The 17,774-nt window shown below is 73.1% G+C and carries 16 protein-coding genes; 11 read left to right on the forward strand and 5 right to left on the reverse strand.

Going from position 1 to position 17,774, the window contains the following annotated elements:
- The first annotated feature begins 9 nt into the window (after window positions 1-9).
- From IEY73_RS03795 to IEY73_RS03845, 11 genes are read left to right on the forward strand one after another with little or no spacing between them, the layout of a single operon-like run.
- Complete coding sequence (locus IEY73_RS03795; protein ID WP_229715451.1) at window positions 10-1,791, forward strand: AMP-binding protein; 1,782 nt, start codon at window positions 10-12, stop codon at window positions 1,789-1,791.
- The gene (locus IEY73_RS03800; protein WP_189077553.1) at window positions 1,788-2,915 is read left to right on the forward strand and encodes a beta-ketoacyl synthase N-terminal-like domain-containing protein; all 1,128 of its coding nucleotides are present in this window, start codon (window positions 1,788-1,790) and stop codon (window positions 2,913-2,915) included. The genes IEY73_RS03795 and IEY73_RS03800 overlap by 4 nt, the downstream gene beginning before the upstream one ends.
- Entirely contained in the window at window positions 2,912-3,787 is an 876-nt protein-coding gene (locus tag IEY73_RS03805; protein ID WP_229715453.1) for a beta-ketoacyl synthase N-terminal-like domain-containing protein, read from the forward strand. Before IEY73_RS03800 ends, IEY73_RS03805 begins: the two co-directional genes overlap by 4 nt.
- Window positions 3,784-4,983 (forward strand): beta-ketoacyl-[acyl-carrier-protein] synthase family protein, encoded by a 1,200-nt coding sequence (locus IEY73_RS03810; RefSeq protein WP_189077554.1) that lies wholly within the window; start codon window positions 3,784-3,786, stop codon window positions 4,981-4,983. Before IEY73_RS03805 ends, IEY73_RS03810 begins: the two co-directional genes overlap by 4 nt.
- Entirely contained in the window at window positions 4,980-5,855 is an 876-nt protein-coding gene (locus IEY73_RS03815; RefSeq protein ID WP_189077555.1) for a beta-ketoacyl synthase N-terminal-like domain-containing protein, read from the forward strand. Before IEY73_RS03810 ends, IEY73_RS03815 begins: the two co-directional genes overlap by 4 nt.
- Entirely contained in the window at window positions 5,849-6,637 is a 789-nt protein-coding gene (locus IEY73_RS03820; protein WP_189077556.1) for an SDR family oxidoreductase, read from the forward strand. The genes IEY73_RS03815 and IEY73_RS03820 overlap by 7 nt, the downstream gene beginning before the upstream one ends.
- Before the next feature lie 40 nt (window positions 6,638-6,677).
- On the forward strand, window positions 6,678-6,938 hold the full coding sequence (locus IEY73_RS03825; RefSeq protein WP_189077557.1) for an acyl carrier protein: 261 nt from the start codon (window positions 6,678-6,680) through the stop codon (window positions 6,936-6,938).
- A gap of 52 nt (window positions 6,939-6,990) precedes the next feature.
- On the forward strand, window positions 6,991-7,737 hold the full coding sequence (gene fabG, locus IEY73_RS03830; protein ID WP_189077558.1) for a 3-oxoacyl-ACP reductase FabG: 747 nt from the start codon (window positions 6,991-6,993) through the stop codon (window positions 7,735-7,737).
- Window positions 7,738-8,622, forward strand: a complete 885-nt coding sequence (locus tag IEY73_RS03835; RefSeq protein ID WP_189077559.1) for an alpha/beta hydrolase — start codon at window positions 7,738-7,740, stop codon at window positions 8,620-8,622.
- Window positions 8,619-9,656, forward strand: coding sequence for an LLM class flavin-dependent oxidoreductase (locus IEY73_RS03840; protein WP_189077560.1), 1,038 nt, complete (start codon window positions 8,619-8,621; stop codon window positions 9,654-9,656). The genes IEY73_RS03835 and IEY73_RS03840 overlap by 4 nt, the downstream gene beginning before the upstream one ends.
- Window positions 9,656-10,831, forward strand: coding sequence for an NAD(P)/FAD-dependent oxidoreductase (locus IEY73_RS03845; protein WP_189077561.1), 1,176 nt, complete (start codon window positions 9,656-9,658; stop codon window positions 10,829-10,831). The genes IEY73_RS03840 and IEY73_RS03845 overlap by 1 nt, the downstream gene beginning before the upstream one ends.
- Window positions 10,832-10,842: 11 nt before the next feature.
- Here the strand turns inward: IEY73_RS03845 and IEY73_RS03850 are convergent, their stop codons facing one another.
- From IEY73_RS03850 to IEY73_RS03870, 5 genes are all read right to left on the reverse strand, one after another.
- Window positions 10,843-11,259, reverse strand: coding sequence for an acyl-CoA thioesterase (locus IEY73_RS03850; protein WP_189077562.1), 417 nt, complete (start codon window positions 11,257-11,259; stop codon window positions 10,843-10,845).
- Window positions 11,256-13,721, reverse strand: coding sequence for a helix-turn-helix transcriptional regulator (locus tag IEY73_RS03855; RefSeq protein ID WP_189077563.1), 2,466 nt, complete (start codon window positions 13,719-13,721; stop codon window positions 11,256-11,258). The genes IEY73_RS03850 and IEY73_RS03855 overlap by 4 nt, the downstream gene beginning before the upstream one ends.
- A 262-nt stretch (window positions 13,722-13,983) precedes the next feature.
- Entirely contained in the window at window positions 13,984-14,571 is a 588-nt protein-coding gene (locus IEY73_RS03860) for a TetR/AcrR family transcriptional regulator (RefSeq protein WP_229715454.1), read from the reverse strand.
- Window positions 14,568-15,539 carry an aldo/keto reductase gene (locus tag IEY73_RS03865; protein ID WP_189077564.1) on the reverse strand — a complete coding sequence of 324 codons (972 nt, stop codon included), beginning with the start codon at window positions 15,537-15,539 and terminating at the stop codon, window positions 14,568-14,570. Before IEY73_RS03865 ends, IEY73_RS03860 begins: the two co-directional genes overlap by 4 nt.
- Before the next feature lie 253 nt (window positions 15,540-15,792).
- Complete coding sequence (locus tag IEY73_RS03870) at window positions 15,793-17,457, reverse strand: RICIN domain-containing protein (protein ID WP_189077565.1); 1,665 nt, start codon at window positions 17,455-17,457, stop codon at window positions 15,793-15,795.
- Between the last annotated feature and the right edge of the window lie 317 nt (window positions 17,458-17,774).

Raw genomic sequence — 17,774 nt, forward strand, 5'->3', positions numbered from 1 at the left:
AGACATCTGATGAACACCATGGACCGGGACACGGCCGCCGAACGGCTGCGTTCCCTTGTGGCTGCGGTCCTCGCGCTCGACCCCAGTGAGGTCGGCACCGAGGATCACCTGTACGACGATCTGCAGGCCGGTTCGCTGGAGAAGGTCGAGATCGCCACCCGCATCGAGCGTGAGTTCGGTGTGCGGATCGACCCCGAGGAGGGCGCCGCGCTCGGCCGGGTCGGCGATGCCATGACCCTGCTGGCGGCCAAGGGCGCGATCGGCGCCGCCCCGAGCGCCGGAGCCCCGGCCGTGGACCTGGTGAACCGGCTGGTGGGCCGGCACCTGGCGGCCGGACGCGCGGACCGGACCGCGTACCACGATCCCGACCTGGGCGAGGTGAGCTACCGGCAGCTCTGGTCGGCCGCCCGTGCGTACGCGGGCCGGCTGCGCGAGCTGTCGGTGCCCGCCGCCGGTCATGCCGTGCTGATCGCCGACGATTCGGCGGCGACCGTGGCGGCGTTCCTGGGCATGTGGTGGCACGGCTGCGTGCCGGTGCCGATCAGCCCGGCGCTGACCGAGGCCGAAGTGCGTTTCATCGTCGCCGACTGCGCGGCCGTGCTCGTCCATCTGGACGCCCCGCCGGCCCGGCAGTCGTTGTTCGAGACGCTCCTTCCCGGCCTGCCGCGCACCTACGGCGCGCAGATCCGCGCGACCGTCGGCGAACCGGAGCAGCCCGGACAGTCCCACCCCGTCGCGTGGGCGGTGGACCGGCCGGCCCTGGTGCAATACACCTCCGGCAGCACCGGTGAGCCCAAGGGGGTGCTGCATTCGGCCGCGGGCATCGAAGCGGTGCTGGACGGGTTCGGCGCGGTCCTCGATCTCCGGCCGGACGACGTGACGATGTGCACCGCGAAGATGTCCTTCGGCTACGGGTTCGGTGACTCCGTGCTGTTCCCGCTGGCGGCCGGGGCGAGCGCGGTCCTGCTGCGCGGCCCGGTCGACGCTCAGGTGGTGGTGGCCGCCATGCGCCGGCACCGGCCCACCGTGCTGTTCTCGGTGCCCCGCATGTACGCCGGTGTGCTCGCGGTGGGCGCGGAGGGCGCCGACCGGCTGCGCCTGGCCGTCTCCGCCGGCGAGCACCTGCCGACCCACCTGGCCGACCGGATCCGGGAAACCCTCGCCGTGCCCCTGATCAACGGCCTGGGGGCGACGGAGGTTCTGCACATCGCCGTGGCCACGCCCGCACGGCGAGCGGTGGCCGGCTCGACCGGCGTCGCGGTCCCGGCGGTGACCATGACCGTGCGCGGCGAGGACGGCGCGGAGCTGCCGCCCGGCGAGGACGGTCGGCTGCACATCGCCGGCCGGTGCGTGGCACTCGGCTATCTTAACCGGCCGGATGCCCAGCGGCGCACGTTCGCGCAGGGCGGTGCGTACACATCGGACATCGTACGGATCGGTCCCGACGGCGAACTCCGCTATCTCTGCCGCGCCGACGACGTCCTCAACATCGGCGGCTACAAGGTCGCGCCGGGCGAGATCGAAGCCGTGGTGCGCAAGACGGAGGGGGTCGCCGACTGCGCGGTCATCGCGGTCGCCGACGCGGACGGGCTGGACGGCGCCGTCGCCTACGCCGTACCGGCGGAGGGCGCCGATCCGGTGCAGGTGCGCCGGTCGATCCTGCGGTCGATCAGGGCCGAGCTCGCCCCGTTCAAACGGCCCGGCCGCATCGAGGTCCTCGACGCGCTGCCGATCACCTCGACCGGCAAGCTGGCCCGTTTCCGGCTTCGCAACCTGGCGAGGCGCAGATGAGCTGGGACATCACCGGACTCGGCGCGGTGGCCAGCGTCGGCACCGACCCGGGCGAGATCTTCGACGCGCTCTGCGCCGGCCGGACCGGCCTGGCCAAGCTGCGCGCCTTCGACCTGAGCCGGTACCGGGCGCACTACGCCTATGAGATCGACGACCGGCCGGGTCCCGGCCACGACGAACCGCTGCGGGCCACCCGGTGGCTGCTCACCGCCGTGGAGCAGGCGCTGGCCGAGGCGGAACCGGTCCCCGGCCCGCGGATCGCGGTGCTGGTCGGCACCACCCTGCGCGAGCAGCGCTCGGTGGAGTTGTGGTGGCGCGGCGACAGCGACATCGACCAGGACCGCCTGCACTTCGGTCCGGCCCTGGCACAGCGGTTCGGCTTCGAGCACACGTACACCTTCGCCAACGCGTGCGCGGCGGGTCTCTACGCGCTCGGCATGGCGGCGGATCTGCTCGACGGCGGCCTGGCCGACGCCGTGGTGGTCGCCGGCACCGACTCGGTCACCGAGAGCGCCTTCGGCACCCTCGACCGGGTGCAGAACCGGGTTCCCGAGGCGCTGCGCCCGTTCGACCGGGCACGAGCCGGGATGCTGATGGGGGAAGGCGCCGCGGCGGTGGTGCTGCGCCCGTCCGGCGAGCGGCCCGCCCTGGCCCGGCTCCGGGCGGTGAGCATGAACTGCGACGCGCACCACCCGACCGCACCGGACCGGCACAGCATCGCCGCGGCCATGCGGGAGGCGCACGAACGCGCCGGCCTGGGACCCGGCGACGTCGATGTGGTGATGCTGCACGGCAGCGGTACCGAGCTCAACGACGCCGCCGAGGCCGCCGCCCTCGGCGCCGTGTTCGGTCCGCATCAGTCCCGGCCGCTGCTGACCGCGGTCAAGTCGGCGACCGGGCACACCCTGGGCGGCTCCGGCCTGCTGAGCCTGGTGACGGCGGTGCACGCGCTGCGCCGGGGGGTGGTGCCGCCGATCGCCGGGCTGAGCGATCCGATCGACGAGCTGCGCGACATGCGTCCGGTCCGGGACCGGGCCGCGCCGGCGCCGTTGCGGACCGCCCAGGTGAACGCCTTCGGGTTCGGCGGCATCAACGCCGTCGCGGTGCTGGAGAGTGCCCGGTGAGCGCGGTGGTGACCGGCGTCGGCATGGCGGTCGAGGGGCTGGCCGACCCGGACGACCTGCTGCATCCGCTCACCGGCGACGATTCCGGATTCGACCCCAAGGTGGCGCTCACCGGCCGCGGCATGCGGCACAAGGACCGGGCCTCCCGGCTCGCCCTGGTCGCCGCGGCGGACGCGCTGACCGACGCCGGCCTGCTCACCGACGGCACGTACGCCGGATGCGGTGACCGCACCGCGGTGGTGGTGAGCACGAACTTCGGCAACCTCGACAGCGTCTGCTCGTTCGCCGACACCATCGCCGGGGAAGGCGTGGTCGGGCTCAGCCCGCTGGGGCTGCCGCACACGTCGTCCAACTCGGTGGCCGGCTGGGTGGCCATCGAACATCACCTGCGCGGCCCCAACCTGACGGTGTGCAACGGGGCGAGCAGCGGCCTGGACGCGCTGTTCTGGGCGCAGCTCATGATCGAGGCGGGACGGGCCGACGCGACGGTGGTCGTCGGCGTCGAGCCGGGCACCGGTGCGGTGGCCCGCCTGCTGGACGGCGCTCGTTCGCTGGACGGCGCCGCAGCGGTGGTCGTCGAATCGGTGCCGCATCGCCGGGCCCGCGGGGCGGCACCGCGGGCGGTGATCGCGGACTTCCGCCGGGGCACGCCGACGTCTGCGACCGCACGGCCGGTGGGCCTGCGCATGGACCCGGACGGCGGGGTGGACCTGGCCGGCCGGTTCGGCGAATGCTCCGGCGCGCTCGGCGTGCTGCAGTGCGTGGCCGGTGTGGGATATCTGGACGCCGGCGGCGCCGGTGACGTCCTGGCCACGGCGGGCCGCGATCCGGCGACCTCGATGCTGCTCACCCTCCCGGGCAGGGCGTCGTGACCGGCCGGGTGCTGGTCACCGGGGTGGGCGCGGTGAGCTGCCTGGGTTCGGGCCGGGCGGCGCTGTGGCACGGTCTGCTGGCCGGCGGGGGGCAACCCCGGGACGTCATCGATCCGCACGCCCACATGGAATCCGCGCTCATGTACCTGACACCGGAGGTTCCGGCCGCGCCGGTCGCGCTGGCCCACGTCCCGCTCTCCGCCGGGCCGCGGTTCGCGGTCGCCGCCGCCCGCGAGGCGGTCGACGACGCGGGCCTGGCCGGGCCGGCGCGCGCGGGGCTGCCCGTGGTGCTCGGCGTCGAGATGGGTAACGCCCGGATGCACGAGGACCGCCGCACCGGCACGCATCGCACCGCGTCGTCCGACCCGGACCGGTGGACGCCGATGACCGTCACGGCGGCGGCCGTCGCCGCGGCGCTGGGCAGCCGCGAAACCCACACCAGCGTCGGCAACGCGTGCGCCGCCAGCGCATACGCGTTGACCGTGGCGGCCGACATGATCCGCGCCGGCGAAGCCGACGTGGTGCTGACCGGCGGCGCCGAGGGCGCCACCCGGGTCGGCATGGGCGCGTTCAACCGGCTCGGCGCCGCCGACCCGGTGCGCTGCCGGCCGTTCGACCGGGGCCGCCGGGGCACCGTCTTCGGCGACGGTGCGGCCATGCTGGTGCTGGAGTCGGCCGACCACGCACGGGCTCGGGGTGCCCATGCCTACGCCGAGGTTGCCGGCGCGGCCTGGAGCTGCGACGCGCGCCATCCGACCGCCCCCGATCCCAGCGCCACCCACGTCATCCGGGCGATGCGCGAGGCCCTCGACGCGGCCGGACTCGGGCCTGCGGATGTCGGCGCGGTGGTGCCGCACGGCACCGGGACGGCGCTCAACGACGTCGTGGAAAGCCACGCCATGCGGGCCGTCTTCGGCGCGCACTGCGACCGGCTTCCGCTGATCAACCTCAAGGCGATGATCGGCCACACCGCGGGGGTGGCCGGGGCGTTCGGCTGCGCCACCGCCGCGCTGGCGTTGCGCGCCGGCGTGGTGCCCGCCAGCCCACGGATCGACGAGCCCGACCCGGAATGCGCGGTCCTGGTGCCCCAGGACGGGACACGACCGATCGAGCGGCCGGCCGTGATGGTCAACTCGTACGCGTTCGGCGGCAACAACGCGTGCGTGGTGCTGACCGGCGGGGCGGTGGACCGATGAGCGCCCTGCTGGTGACCGGTCTCGGCGTGATCACCCCCGGCGAGGGCCGTCCGTTCGACGTGTCCGCGGCGCTACCCGGGCGCGGATACCGTCGGCTCCCACCGGCGGCGCAGTACCTGCTGGCGGCGGCCGCGTCGGCGGTCGCCGACGGGTCGTCCTTCGTTGCGGCGCCGGCGCACCGGCGTGGTGTGGTGGTGGGCGAGAACAACGCCGCCGCGGCCCTGATGGAGGCGCAGGACCGCACCATCATCGAGGCGCACGCCGCCGACCTTCCGCCGCTGACCACGCCCTACTTCGCCGCCAGCCTGTTCGGCTCGCGGCTGGCCGCCGAGTACGACGCACACGCCTTCTCCCTGACGGTCAACTCGCCCCGCACCGCCGGCGTCGAATCGCTCGGACACGCGGCCCGCGCGCTGGCCGGCGGGCGGGCGGAGGTGGTCCTCATCGGGGCCACCGAGCACACCCTGCCGGCCGGGGAGCCGGGCGCGGCGGACAGCGACGCCGGTGCCGTGGTGCTGGTCGGCGAGCCGGTCGGCGCCGGCCGGACCGGCCTGGGCGTGGTGGACGTGCGGACCGGATCCGTCGACGGCTTCGACCGGCTGTGGGCCGCCGCGGTGCCGGACGACGACATCGCGGTCGTCGAGACGGTGCTCGACGACTCGCCCGCCGGCAAGCACGTCGAACATCTGCTCGCGGCCCGCTGCCGTGACCTGCGCACGCTCCCCGCCCCGGCTGGCTGCCTCACGCCCCTGCGGCGCGTGGCCCACGGGCTCTGCGCGGCGAGCCCGGACCGGCTCGTCGTCACCGCCGCCGCCGAAGGCGGCCTCGCCATCACCCGGATCACCCCTCCCAGTACGGAGTCACCATGCTGAATCAATCCTGGTCCCTCATCCTCGGTGTCTCCAGCGGCTTCGGCCGGGCCACCGCCCGCGAGATGGCCCGGCGCGGAGCCAACGTGATCGGTGTCCACTTCGACACCGCCGACGGCGCCGAGGAGGCGCAGAAGCTCGCCGAGGAGATCCGCGACACCGGCGTGCAGGCGCACTTCTTCAACCTCAACGCGGCCTCGGCGAGCACCCGCGTCGAAGTGGTCGCCCGCACCGGTGAGCTGACCGGCGACCGGGGCGTCCGGGTGCTGCTGCACTCGCTGGCGTTCGGCACGCTGCTGCCGTTCGTCGCCACCCCGCAATCCCCGGAGGTGGTGACCGCCCGGCAGATGGCGATGACCGTCGACGTGATGGCGCACAGCCTCGTCTACTGGGTTCAGGACCTGCACGCCGCCGGGTTGCTGCCCCGTGGCGCCAAGGTCTTCTCGATGACGAGTGCGGGCAGCAGCCACGCACTCGGCTCGTACGGGCCCGTGTCGGCGGCGAAGGCGGCCCTGGAGGCGCACACCCGTCAACTCGCCGTGGAACTCGCGCCGCAGGGCGTCGCGGTGAACGCGCTGCGCGCCGGCACCACGCTCACCCCCGCTCTGCAGAAGATCCCCGGCAGTGCCGCCTACGCCGACGCCTGCCGAGCCCGCAACCCCCATCGGCGCCTCACCGAACCCGAGGACGTGGCCGAGATGATCGGCTTGTTCGCCGGCACCGATTCGTCGTGGATGACCGGCAACGTGATCGGCGTCGACGGCGGCGAACTGATCAGTGCCTGACATTCCGCATTCCCGCATCCGAGAAGAAAGAGGAACTCCCATGTCTCAGACGTCACCGTCGGTAGACCGCGAAGAGCTGCGCGCCCTGGTCGCCGACGCCCTGGAGCTGCCCGTCGAGGAGGTCGCCGACGACGCGAGCTTCCCCGACGACCTGGAGGTCGACTCGCTGACCGCGCTGGAAGTGGCGGTGCGTATCGAGAAGCGCTACGGCGTCAAGTTCGCCGAGGACGAGCTGAAGCGCCTCACGTCGGTGGACGCCGCGCACGCCCTGGTGGACGCGCGCGTCGCGGCCCAGGTCTGAACCGGACACGCCGGGTCCCGGTCCGGGACCCGGCGGATCGGAAAGGTGAGTCATGGCAACGAGTGTTCGCCCGGTCGCCATCGTGTCCGGCGGCTCCCGCGGGATCGGGCGCGCGGTGGTGCACCGTCTGGCCCGCGACGGCCTGGACGTGGCGTTCTGCTATCGCGCCGACCGCGATGCCGCCGCGCGGGTGGTCAAGGAGGCCGACGAGTTCGGCGGGCGCACCCTGGCCCGGCAGGTCGACGTCGCGGACGCGGCGCAGGTCCGGGACTTCGTCACCGCGGCGGAGGACGCCCTGGGGCCGGTGCGTGCCGTGGTCACCTCCGCCGGCATCACCCGGGACAAGCCGCTGGCGGTGATGGACGACGCGGACTGGCACGCGGTGCTGGACACCAACCTGACCGGCGTCTACCACCTGTGCCGCGCGGCGATCCTCTCGCTCATCCGGCAGCGTGGCGGATGCGTGGTCACCATGGCCTCGATCGCCGGGGTGCACGGCAGCGCCACGCAGAGCAACTACTCCGCGTCCAAGGCCGGAATCCTCGGCTTCACCAAGGCGCTCGCCAAGGAGTACGGCCGGTACGGCGTGCGCGCGAACGCGGTGGCGCCGGGGCTGATCGACACGGACATGACCGGGGCCATGTCGGACAAGGCCCGCCAGCAGATCCTGTCCCGGGTGCCGCTGGCCCGGTTCGGCACCGCGGCGGAGGTCGCCGCGCTGGTGTCGTTCCTGATCTCCGACGACGCGCGGTATCTCACCGGCCAGGTCGTGGGCCTCGACGGCGGACTGGTGGTCTGAGTGGGCGCCCTGCTTTCCACGGTGACCGCGCCGGTCACCGGATTCCGGCTGGCGTACGCCTCCTGCCATCCGCCGCGCCGACCCGTGCGGGAGCCCACCCGGCCCGGCTTCGCCGTCGAGAAGGTCCGCATCCCGGCCGCCGGCCGGGTGCTGGCCGGGTGGGTCGCCGCTGCGGACCCGCAGCGGTGGGTGGTCCTCGGGCACGGCCTGGGCCTGGACAAGTCGCACAGCGTCCGGCACGCCCGGTTCCTGCACGATGCCGGCTACTCGGTGCTGATGTTCGACTTCCGCAACCACGGCGCGAGCTTTCGCGACAAGTCGCTGACCGGCTTCAACAAGCGGTTCATGCACGACGTGGTGGCCGCGGTGCGCTGGCTGCGCGCACACCGCGCGGTGCCCGGCACCAGGGTCGCGCTCTACGGGTTCTCGCTGGCCACGTTCGCCATGCTGCACGCCGTTCCCGAGCTGCCCGGTGAGGTCGACGCGGTGATCTGCGACAGCGGCCCCAGCGACCACCCCGCCGAGACCGTCGCCAACCTGGTGTCCGCGGGGATCCTGCCGGTGCCCCGGACGCCGGCGACCGGGATCGGCCGTCGTCTCCTCGGCGCCTCCTACCGGCGGTGCAGCAGCGTGCTCATGGGATGGCCGTCGGCCTGGCCGCCGCGCGAAAGCATCCCCCTGTTGCTGCTCACCGGCGACGGCGACCGGCTCATCCCGCCGTCCGCGGTGCACGGGGTCGCACACGCCTGCCCGCGGGCGGAAATCGCCGTGTTCCCCGGCGCCGGCCACATGCGACCGATGGCCAGCGATCCGGCGCGGTACGTCAGCACCGTCCTGGAGTTCGCCGGCCGGATCGTCGGCACCCCCGAACGGGCGCGCCGATGAGACTCGGACTGAACATCGGATACCTCGGCCCGCACGGTAGCTGGCCGTCACCCGAGGCCGCGATCGAGGTGGTGCGGGAGGCCGAACGGCTCGGCTACGCCATGCTCTGGACGGCGGAGGCGTTCAGCTCCGACGCCGTCTCGATGCTGGGCTGGCTGGCCGCGCGGACCGACCGGATCGCGCTGGGCACCGCGGCGATGCAGATCCCCGGCCGCAGCCCGGCCCTGACCGCGATGACCGCGGCGACCCTGGACCTGCTCTCCGGTGGCCGGTTCCACCTCGGGCTCGGCGTTTCCAGCCGGCAGGTCGCGCAGGACTGGCATGGCGTCGCGTTCGATCACCCGCTGGCCCGCACCCGCGAATACGTCGGTCTTGTCCGCCAGGCGCTGCACCGCCGCCCGCTGGCGCATGACGGCCGGCACTACCCGATCACCCCCGGGGCCACGCTGCGGCTGGACATGCGTCCGCTGCGCCGCGCCGTGCCGATCTATCTGGCCGCGGTCGGCCCCCGCAACATCGACCTCGCCGGGGAGATCGCCGACGGCTGGCTGGCGGTCTTCCTCGCTCCCGAGGGCGCGGCCGACCAGATGGCCGCGGTGCGTTCCGGACTGCAGCGGTCGGGGCGCGATCCGGCCGCATTCGATGTGGCGGTCACCGCCGCCGTCGCGGTGGGCGACCGGATCGAGGACTGCGCCGACCGGGTGCGCCTGTACACCATGCGCTACCTCGCGGCGATGGGCGACTACTACAGCCGGCACGCGGCCCGGATCGGATACGCGGAGGCGGTCCGCGCCGTCCGCCGTGACTACCAGGCCGGTGATCTGCGGGCGGCCGCGGCCGCGGTGCCGATGCCCCTGCTGGAGAACACCAGCCTGCTCGGCCCGGTGCCGGCGATCGCCGAGCGATTGCGGGCGTACGCCGATGTGGGTGTCCGGACCCTGTCGGTGCTGGTGCCGCGCGGCGACGCGGACCGTGCCATACCCGCGCTGCGCGCGGTGGCCGAGGCGCTCGACAAGTCCGGAGTGGGGGAGTGATGGACTTCGACGCCATAGTGGTCGGGGCCCGCTGCGCGGGTGCGCCCACGGCGATGCTGCTCGCCTCGGCGGGTTACCGGGTGCTGATGCTGGAACGGGCCACCTTTCCCCGGGACACGCTGTCCACTTTATACATTCACCGGCCGGGCATCGATCTGCTGCGGCGCTGGGGCGTGCTGGACCGCGTCGCGGGCACCGGCTGCCCGCCGATCACGCAGGCGGTGCACCAACTCGGCGATGTCCGCATCGAAGGTCCCTCGCCGCTGGCCTACGCGCCGCGCCGCATCCTGCTGGACGCCATCCTCGCCGATGCGGCCGTGGCCGCCGGCGTCGAGTTCCGGCCCGGCTGCACGGTGCAGGAGGTCCTGTTCTCCGAGGGATCGGCGACCGGCGTCCGGTTCCGGGCGGGCGGCGCGACGGTCACCGCGTCGGCGCCGCTGATCATCGGCGCGGACGGCATGCGGTCGCGGGTGGCAGCCTGCGTCGGTGCCGAGACGCAGACCGAGGTCGCGCCGCTGACCTGCGTCTATTTCACCTTCTTCGCCGAGGTGCCGGCCGGGTTCGAGGCGTACGGCACCACCGGTCGCTGGGCCGGATCGGTGCCCACCAACGACGGCCTGACACTGGCCGCGACCTACTTCCCGCAAGACGAGTTCCGGGCGATCCGCTCCGATCTCCGGGCGGCGTACCGCGACTGCCTGCGGACCGTGGCGCCGGACCTGCATGAGCGGATCTCGGCGGGCCGGCCGGCCGACGACCGGCTCTACGGCTCGGCCGACCAGCGCAACTTCCTGCGCCGGGCGAGTGGTCCGGGCTGGGCGCTGGTCGGCGACGCCGGGCACCACAAGGACTCGATCACCGCACGCGGCATCACCGATGCGTTCTTGCAGGCCCAGGCGCTCGTTGACGCGCTGAGCGACGGCCTGCGGGACGGGACGCGCCGGCAGCGCGCGCTCGACACGTACGCCAAACGGCGCGACGCACTCGTCCTGGAGCCCTATCGGGACACCTTGACCGTCGCCGGTCTGCGCCCGCTTGCGCGGATCCGGCAGATGCGGGCGATCGCCGCCGACCCCGCCCGGATCGAACGGTTCTTCGCCGCGGCGGCCGGGGTGGCCGGCGACCCGGAACCGCAGGCCGCTGTGCGGCCGAGGATCGCGTCGGCCGCCGGCTGAGCGCCGAGCGGTCAGAGGTCCATCAGTTCGGGCTTGTCGGCCAGGCTGCGGAACCGCTGCGCGGGGTCCGCGATCAGGCGCCGCCGGCTGAGGTCGAGCAGACCGCCCACGCCGATCACCTCGGCCACCAACTCGTCGGCGGGGGTGCGGAAGGACTGTTCGGTCCGGAAGGACTTGCCCGAGCCCCAGACGAACCGGCAGCTCACGCGCACGTGGTCGCCCGCCAGCAACTCCTTGTGGAATCGGACGGTGGTCTCCAGGTTCACCGGCCCCACGCCACCGGCCAGCAACTCGGACTGGCGCAAGCCCGCCGCGCGCAGCAGCTCCCATCGCGCGTGCTCGGCGTACTGCATGTAGACGATGGTGTTCAGGTGTCCCATCCGGTCCGTCTCATAGGCGCGGACGGTGAAGTCGACGGTGAAGGTCATCGGCGATCTGCTCCCCGAGATGAATGGCGGGTCACGTGGCGGGCGAGTTCGACGCGGGAGCTGACCCGGAACTTCCGGAACAACGCCCGCAGGTGATAGTTCACGGTGTGCGGTGAGAGCGAGACCTGGCGGGCCACCTGCCCGTTGGTGAGTCCCTCGCTCACCAGCCGCATGATCAGGCGCTCGGTGTCGCTCAGCCGGAGCCACATCTGGGCGGCCGGCTCGGCGACCCGGTCCGGCGCGGGCGCGGCGGACTGCGTCATCGCCCGGACCCGGGCGGCGTCGGTGCGGGCGCCCACATGCTCGAAGCGGGAGGCGGCCTCCCGCAGGGGCTCGGTGACCTCGCGGTCGCTCGGGCCGTGGTCCGTCATCGCGAGCCGGCCCAGGTCCTCGTACGCCAGGGCGATCGCCCACGGATCGTGGTGGCTCCCGGCCGCGGAGCGCAGCGCCGACGGGTCCCGATCGAGCAGCCCCCGCGCATGCACCGCGGACACCCGCACGGCGTCGAACTGGGGGTTCTGTGCGGAGAGCTTCTCCGCGCCGGCCGCCACACTGGTGGCCAGGGCGACATTGTTGTCCGCCAGCGCCAAGCGCACCAGCCACGCCGCCGCGGCGGGCTCCTCCAGGAACAGCGACCGGCGTGAGAGCAGGTCGGCGAGGCGGGACAGAAGCAGGTCCAGCGCCCGATGCTCGCCGACACGCGCGACCGCCACCCCGAATTCACACCAGGCCACCCGCGCCGACGGGAAGGCGATCAGGCCGCTACCACCGGCCCGGCATCGCCAGACGTAGTCCGCCGCCGCGGTCACCTCACCGAGCCGCAGCGCGACCAGGGCCAGCACCGCCTGCGCATGCGGCGTGATCCAGCCGCCGGGCGAACTCGCCGCGAGGGCGAGCCCGGCTTGCGCCTTCTCGTACGCCTCGCCGGTGCGGCCCGCCTGCAGCAGGATCCGGGCGTGGACCACCAGCGGCGGCGCCTGATGCCCGGCCAGCGCGTTCCGGGCGACATCGGTGCGGACCTCGTCGACGAGCCGGTTGGCGTCGGCGAAACGGCCGATCTCGGCGAGCTTGGCGGCCAGCGCCAGCCGGGGGTAGGGCCGCCAGTCGGCGGGCACCGGGCCGGCGCACGCGCGCACCGCGGCCCGGCCCCAGCGCAACCCCTCGGCAAGCTCCCCGGCGGCCCAGCTGAGATTGGACAGCACGCACAGCGCGGCGAGCACGTCGGCGTCGGCATGTCCGCTCGGATGTGCGGCGACCACGGCACGGGCGGCTGCCCGCACCGCGGCCTCGTCCTCACCGAACAGCCCGACGATCTGCTGCACGCTCACGCCCGCCGGGTCGGTCGCGCTCAGGCCCGGTGTTGCTCCGGCGGGCGTCCCGGACAGCGAACACGCCACCGCCGCGACGGCGAGCCGGTGCCGCAACTCCTCGGCCACGGTGCTGGGCAACAGCCCCGGCACGGTCGCGGTGTCCAGAAGCAATGCGGGCATCACCGCCGCGGCTCCGGCCGGGGATGCCGCAGGCGCCGGAGGCGACATGCCGGTGGTCTGCCCCCGCAGCGCGTGCCGCACCGACGAGGGGACGTGCTCCGCGAGCGCCCGGCGGACCACCGGGTGGGCGAACGTGGTCTGATCGCCCGCGGAGCGCAACAGGCCGGCCGCGGTGACCTCGGTGACCGCGGGCAGCAACCGCGCCGCCGTCTCGCCCTGCAGATGAGCGACGGTCTCGACGTTGAAGGTGTCGCCGACCGTCGTCGCCGCGATCTGCAGCAGATGCTGCGCCTGGGGAGTGAGCACACCGAACCAGTAGCGCACCACGTCATGCACCCGGCTCGGCAGCCTGTCGGCCACCAGGTGCACACGACCGTCGCGCGTCGCCAGCAGCCGTTCCTCGTGGAGTCCGTCGACCAGTTCGGTGAGCAGCAGCGGATTGCCGGCGGCGGTGGCGGTCAGGCTGAGCAGGTCGGCCATCGGCTCGGCGCCGAGCCGGTCGCGCACCAGGCGGACCACCGCCTCCGGCGGCATCGGATCGAGGGAGACACGACCCAGCACGGCCGTGCGGGCCAGCAGACGGCGCACGGGGGGCCGGATCTCTCCGGTGGGCACGGTCAGCACCCAGACCACCGGCCCGGCGGCGGTGTGCTGGCGAAGACGCGGGAGTTCCTGCCCGACGGCGCCGGCCAGGTGAAGGTCGTCGACCGTGACGAGCAGCCGTCCCGGAGGTAGCCGGTGCGCCTCCGCATCCTCGATGACCAGCCCGGCGCTGCCGTCGGAGCGGTCCAGGACGGCGAAACCGTGCTGGCGCGCCACGTCCACGGTGTCCCGCAGCATCGCCGTGCGTCCACCGCCCGGAGGTGCCTCGATGAGCAACACCCCGCCCTGACGGTGGTCGACCGCCCATGTCAGCGCGGCGCGCAGCCGGGCCCGTTCCCGTTCCCGGCCCAGTAACTCTCCTGCTCGCAAGTCGGCCCCCAGAAATGCGGCGACATGAGATGCGCATCTCGCACGCGAATGTGGCACCCCGAGGCTGTCGCTCGAGTCCGGAGTGAAAGATTAGTCGGGGACCGGCTCAAAAATGGTCGTACGGTCGGATCGTCGACTGCCTATTGTCAGTGTTAAGGCGCTATTCGCCACGAAGTGTCGTTCCTGATGGCGGGATCACATGATCCTGATAGGACGGTTTGGCATTCGAATCTGGAACCATTCAAATGGCGTGCCCGAAATCTCATCCTGCCGTGCGTAGGCCGCGCAGCACCAGGGCGCAGACGTCGGCGAGCGCGTCGTCACGGTCGGGGCCGCCCCACTCGGCCACATGCGCGGGGTGGTGAAAGGCCGCGGTCGCCTCGAACACCGTACGGGCGAGGGCTGCCGGGTCGTCGCCGGCGAAGTCGCCGGAGGCGAGCCCGGCCGCGATGATCCCGGCCAACTGATGCAGCAGGGCCGTGACGTGCTCGGCGGTCGCCGCGCTGTTCTCCTGCGCCAGGACGCGGTACGTCGCGAACAGTTCCGGGTCGGTGGTGGCCGCGTGGCGCTTCGCCGCGTACAGCGCGATGAGCCAGGCGCGCAGCCGCCCGGGCGGCGGGCGGTCGGCGTCGGTCGCGAGCGCCGCCAGTTCCTCGTGCGCGCGCCCCAGCCACCGGCGGGTCACCGCCTCGCGCAGGGCCGACTTGGAGGGGAAGTGGCGGTACACGGCGGCGTGGCTGACGCCCAACGCCCGGGCCACATCCACCACGGTCGCCTTGCCGGGGCCGTACCGGCGCAGCACGTCCTCGGTGGCCAGCATGATCGTCTCGGCGGTCAGCGCGGCCCTCACCGCTCACTGTCCAGCATGGCCATCAGCGGCGCGGCGTACCGTTCGCCGGCCACGGCGCCGACCGGCACGGCCGCGTCGATGGCGGCCAGATCCGCGTCACTCAGGGCGAGCCCGGCCGCGGTCAGCGCGTCGGCGATCCGGCTGGGCCGGCTGGCGCCGACCAGCGCGACGATCTCCTCGCCCTGGGCCAGCACCCACGCGACGGCGAGGTGGGCGACCGTCACGCCGCGGGCGTCGGCGACCTCGCGCAGGCGCTCCACCAGGGCCAGGTTCGTCGCGAGGTTGTCGCCGTGCAGGCGCGGCAGGTGGCCCACCTCGCCACCGCCCGCGTACGCGCCGGTGAGCAGGCCGTGCGCGAGCACTCCGTACGCGGTGAGGCCGACGCCGAGCTCCCGGCAGGTGGCCAGGATCGACCTTTCGACGCCGCGGCTGAACAGGGAGTATTCGATCTGCAGGTCGGCGATCGGGTGCACGGCGTGGGCCCGGCGGAGGGTCTCGGCGCCGACCTCGGACAGGCCGATGTGGCGCACCCAGCCGGCCTGGACCATCTCCGCCATCGCACCGACGGTGTCCTCGATCGGGACGTCCGGGTCGAGCCGGGCCGGCCGGTAGATGTCGATGTGGTCGGTGCCCAGGCGCTGCAACGAGTAGGCGAGGGCGCTCTTCATCGAGGACGGGCGGGTGTCGATGCCGACGAACCGGCCCGACGGGTCCCGCAGTCCGCCGAACTTGTCGCTGATCACGATGCGTTCCCGGTCGCCGGTGCGCAGGGCCGCGCGGATCAGCGATTCGTTGTGGCCGTTGCCGTAGAAGTCGGCGGTGTCGATCAGCGTGATGCCGGCGTCGATCGCCGCGCGGAGGGTGGCCACGCTCGTGGCGTCGTCCGGATCGCCGGCGGACATCGGGCCGCAGCCGAGCCCGATGGCCGGGGCGAGGGGGCCGTGGGTGCCGAGCCGTCTGGTCTGCATGCGGCAACGGTAACCCCGCAGATTACAGATTTCAAGATCTGTAATCTGTGAGGTCGAAGCGAGCATCGCTGCCTGTCCATCCCCGCGCTGGAGGCCGGCGTGTACGGCGCCCACCGCCTGTCGGCGGGCCGCGCTGCAGTCCCGCGCCGCGAGCTGTGCGCCTGGCCGGCCGCTGCGGACCCGGAACCGGCGACGACCCGGTAGAACGAGTCGAGGGGCGACGCCCGCCACCCCTCGACTCTCCGCAACAGGCTCAGTCGCCCGGCGGTTTCGGCAGTTTGTGCGCGGTGAACTGGGGCGCTTGCTTCTTCTGCCCGGCGGCCAGGGTGTCCGGCGTTCCGGTGCGGTCCGTGGTCACCAGGTAGACCTGGAAGTTCTCGTCCCGGGTGACGTAACCCCAGGTCTGACCGCCGGTCTTGGTGTACTCGACGATCTTGGGATCGGTGGCCACCGCGAAGTCGCGGGCCGCCGGGATCCAACTGTTCCACTGGCCGGTGTTCTGCCCGGTCTCGTTGACGAACCAGACCGTGCTGTCGGTTGCCCGCACCACGATCGAGGTGCGGCCGGACTGCGGGTCGAGCAGCACGTCGGGGTTGCCGGCCGCGGTGACGCCCGGGATCGAGGACCAGGCCGACTCCCAGGTCCCGTCGGCGTTCTGCGCCTTGGTGACCACGGTGCCGCCGGTGGTGCGCATGACGATCCGGTCGGCGTATCCGGGCCGGACCATCACCGCCGGGTCGCCGGCCAGGTCGGTGCCGCCGAGGTTGACGAAGTCACCCAGGAGGCCGTTGTTGTAGTCGGCGGCCACCACGGCGCCGGCACCGTTGCGCGCGAACACGCGCAGGCCGGTCGCGGTCAGCGCGACGGCGGGTTCCCCGGTCAGATCGGTGCCGCCGATGTAGCGCCACGCTCCGATCGGGGCGTTGGTGCCGTCCTGCGGCAGGTGCCACAGTTTCCCGCCGACCACGGCGAAGGTGACCAGCCGCCCGTTCGGGAGCTTGCCGGTCACCGGCTGAGCGATGCCGGAGCCGCCCACGTCCTGCCAGTCGCCGAAGATGTTGTCGTCCGGGGCGTTCTGCACGGACGTCCACAGGTCACCGTCGTCCGCGTGATGCGCGGCCACCTGCACCTTGCCGTCGGCCTGCACGCCCATGTCCGGGTGGCCGGAGAACTGGTCCAGGCTGGACGTGGTCTCCCAGACGACCGAGTAGACCTCCGGGTTGACCTGGTAGCCGCGGCGCATCTGGCCGTTGCCGTTGACGTAGCCGTAGACCAGCGGCCCGATCGCCGCCGACGTGTTACCGGCCTGCACGGCGTACACCGGGCTGTTCGGCGTCACCGGCAGCGTCGCGCCGACCGCGGCCGCGGTGGCCGGCGGGAAGTAGAACTGGTCGTTCAGCGTCGACGCCGACGCCGAACACGGGTAGATGTTCACGGGGGTGTTGATGGTCGTCTCGCCGCGGTAGACGTTCAGGCACTTGCCGCTCTTGACGGAGACGATGCGGAAGGTGGTCTTGGTGGCCACCGGCGCGAAACGCCACAGGTTGTTGGTGGCGGTGTCCGAGCAGGTGTACTGGTTCACCGGAGTGTTGTTGTCGTCGGTGCCCTGATAGACGTTCAAGCACTTGCCGGAGAAGTGGGCGACGATCTGGAAGGTCCCGGTGCCCTTCGGCACGATCCGGAAGTCGTCGTTGGTGAACGACGGGTTGCAGGTGTACTGCACCAGCGGGACATTGTTGTCCGTCGTGCCGCCCTTGATGTTGAGGCACATGTCGCTGTGCGCCGCCTTGATGGTGATGCCCGCATCCGGCGTGATGGCCGCCTGGGCGGCCGGGGGCGCGACGCCCACGGCCGCGCCGGCGAGCGCGGCGGCGCCCACGGCGGCGCGGTGCCACCTGAACCAGCGGATATTTGGCACGAACCCTCCTGCTTCAGTCACAATCGTGCTGGAACGACCGAGGGCGCGCGGACAGGGACGACCCGGCAGCCCGCGTGCGGGCCGCCGTGCAGACATGCGGAAGTGCCCCCGTGCAGCATTACTCACCCCCGTTGAGATCCGCGGCGCATCGACGCGCGTCGCACCGCGGATGCAGGGAAACGTACGACAGCACGGCGTCGGCGGACAAGGGGTCGGCGAGCGAACGGGCTGGGCGGTGCCCCCCGAGCGTTTGGCGCACGCGTCCGCAGACCGTGGCGTACCTGATCAAGGGGGCCTCGCGGCGGCCGACGGTCGGC

Origin of the sequence: Mangrovihabitans endophyticus (assembly GCF_014646155.1) — a bacterium.
Lineage (GTDB): Bacteria > Actinomycetota > Actinomycetes > Mycobacteriales > Micromonosporaceae > Actinoplanes > Actinoplanes endophyticus.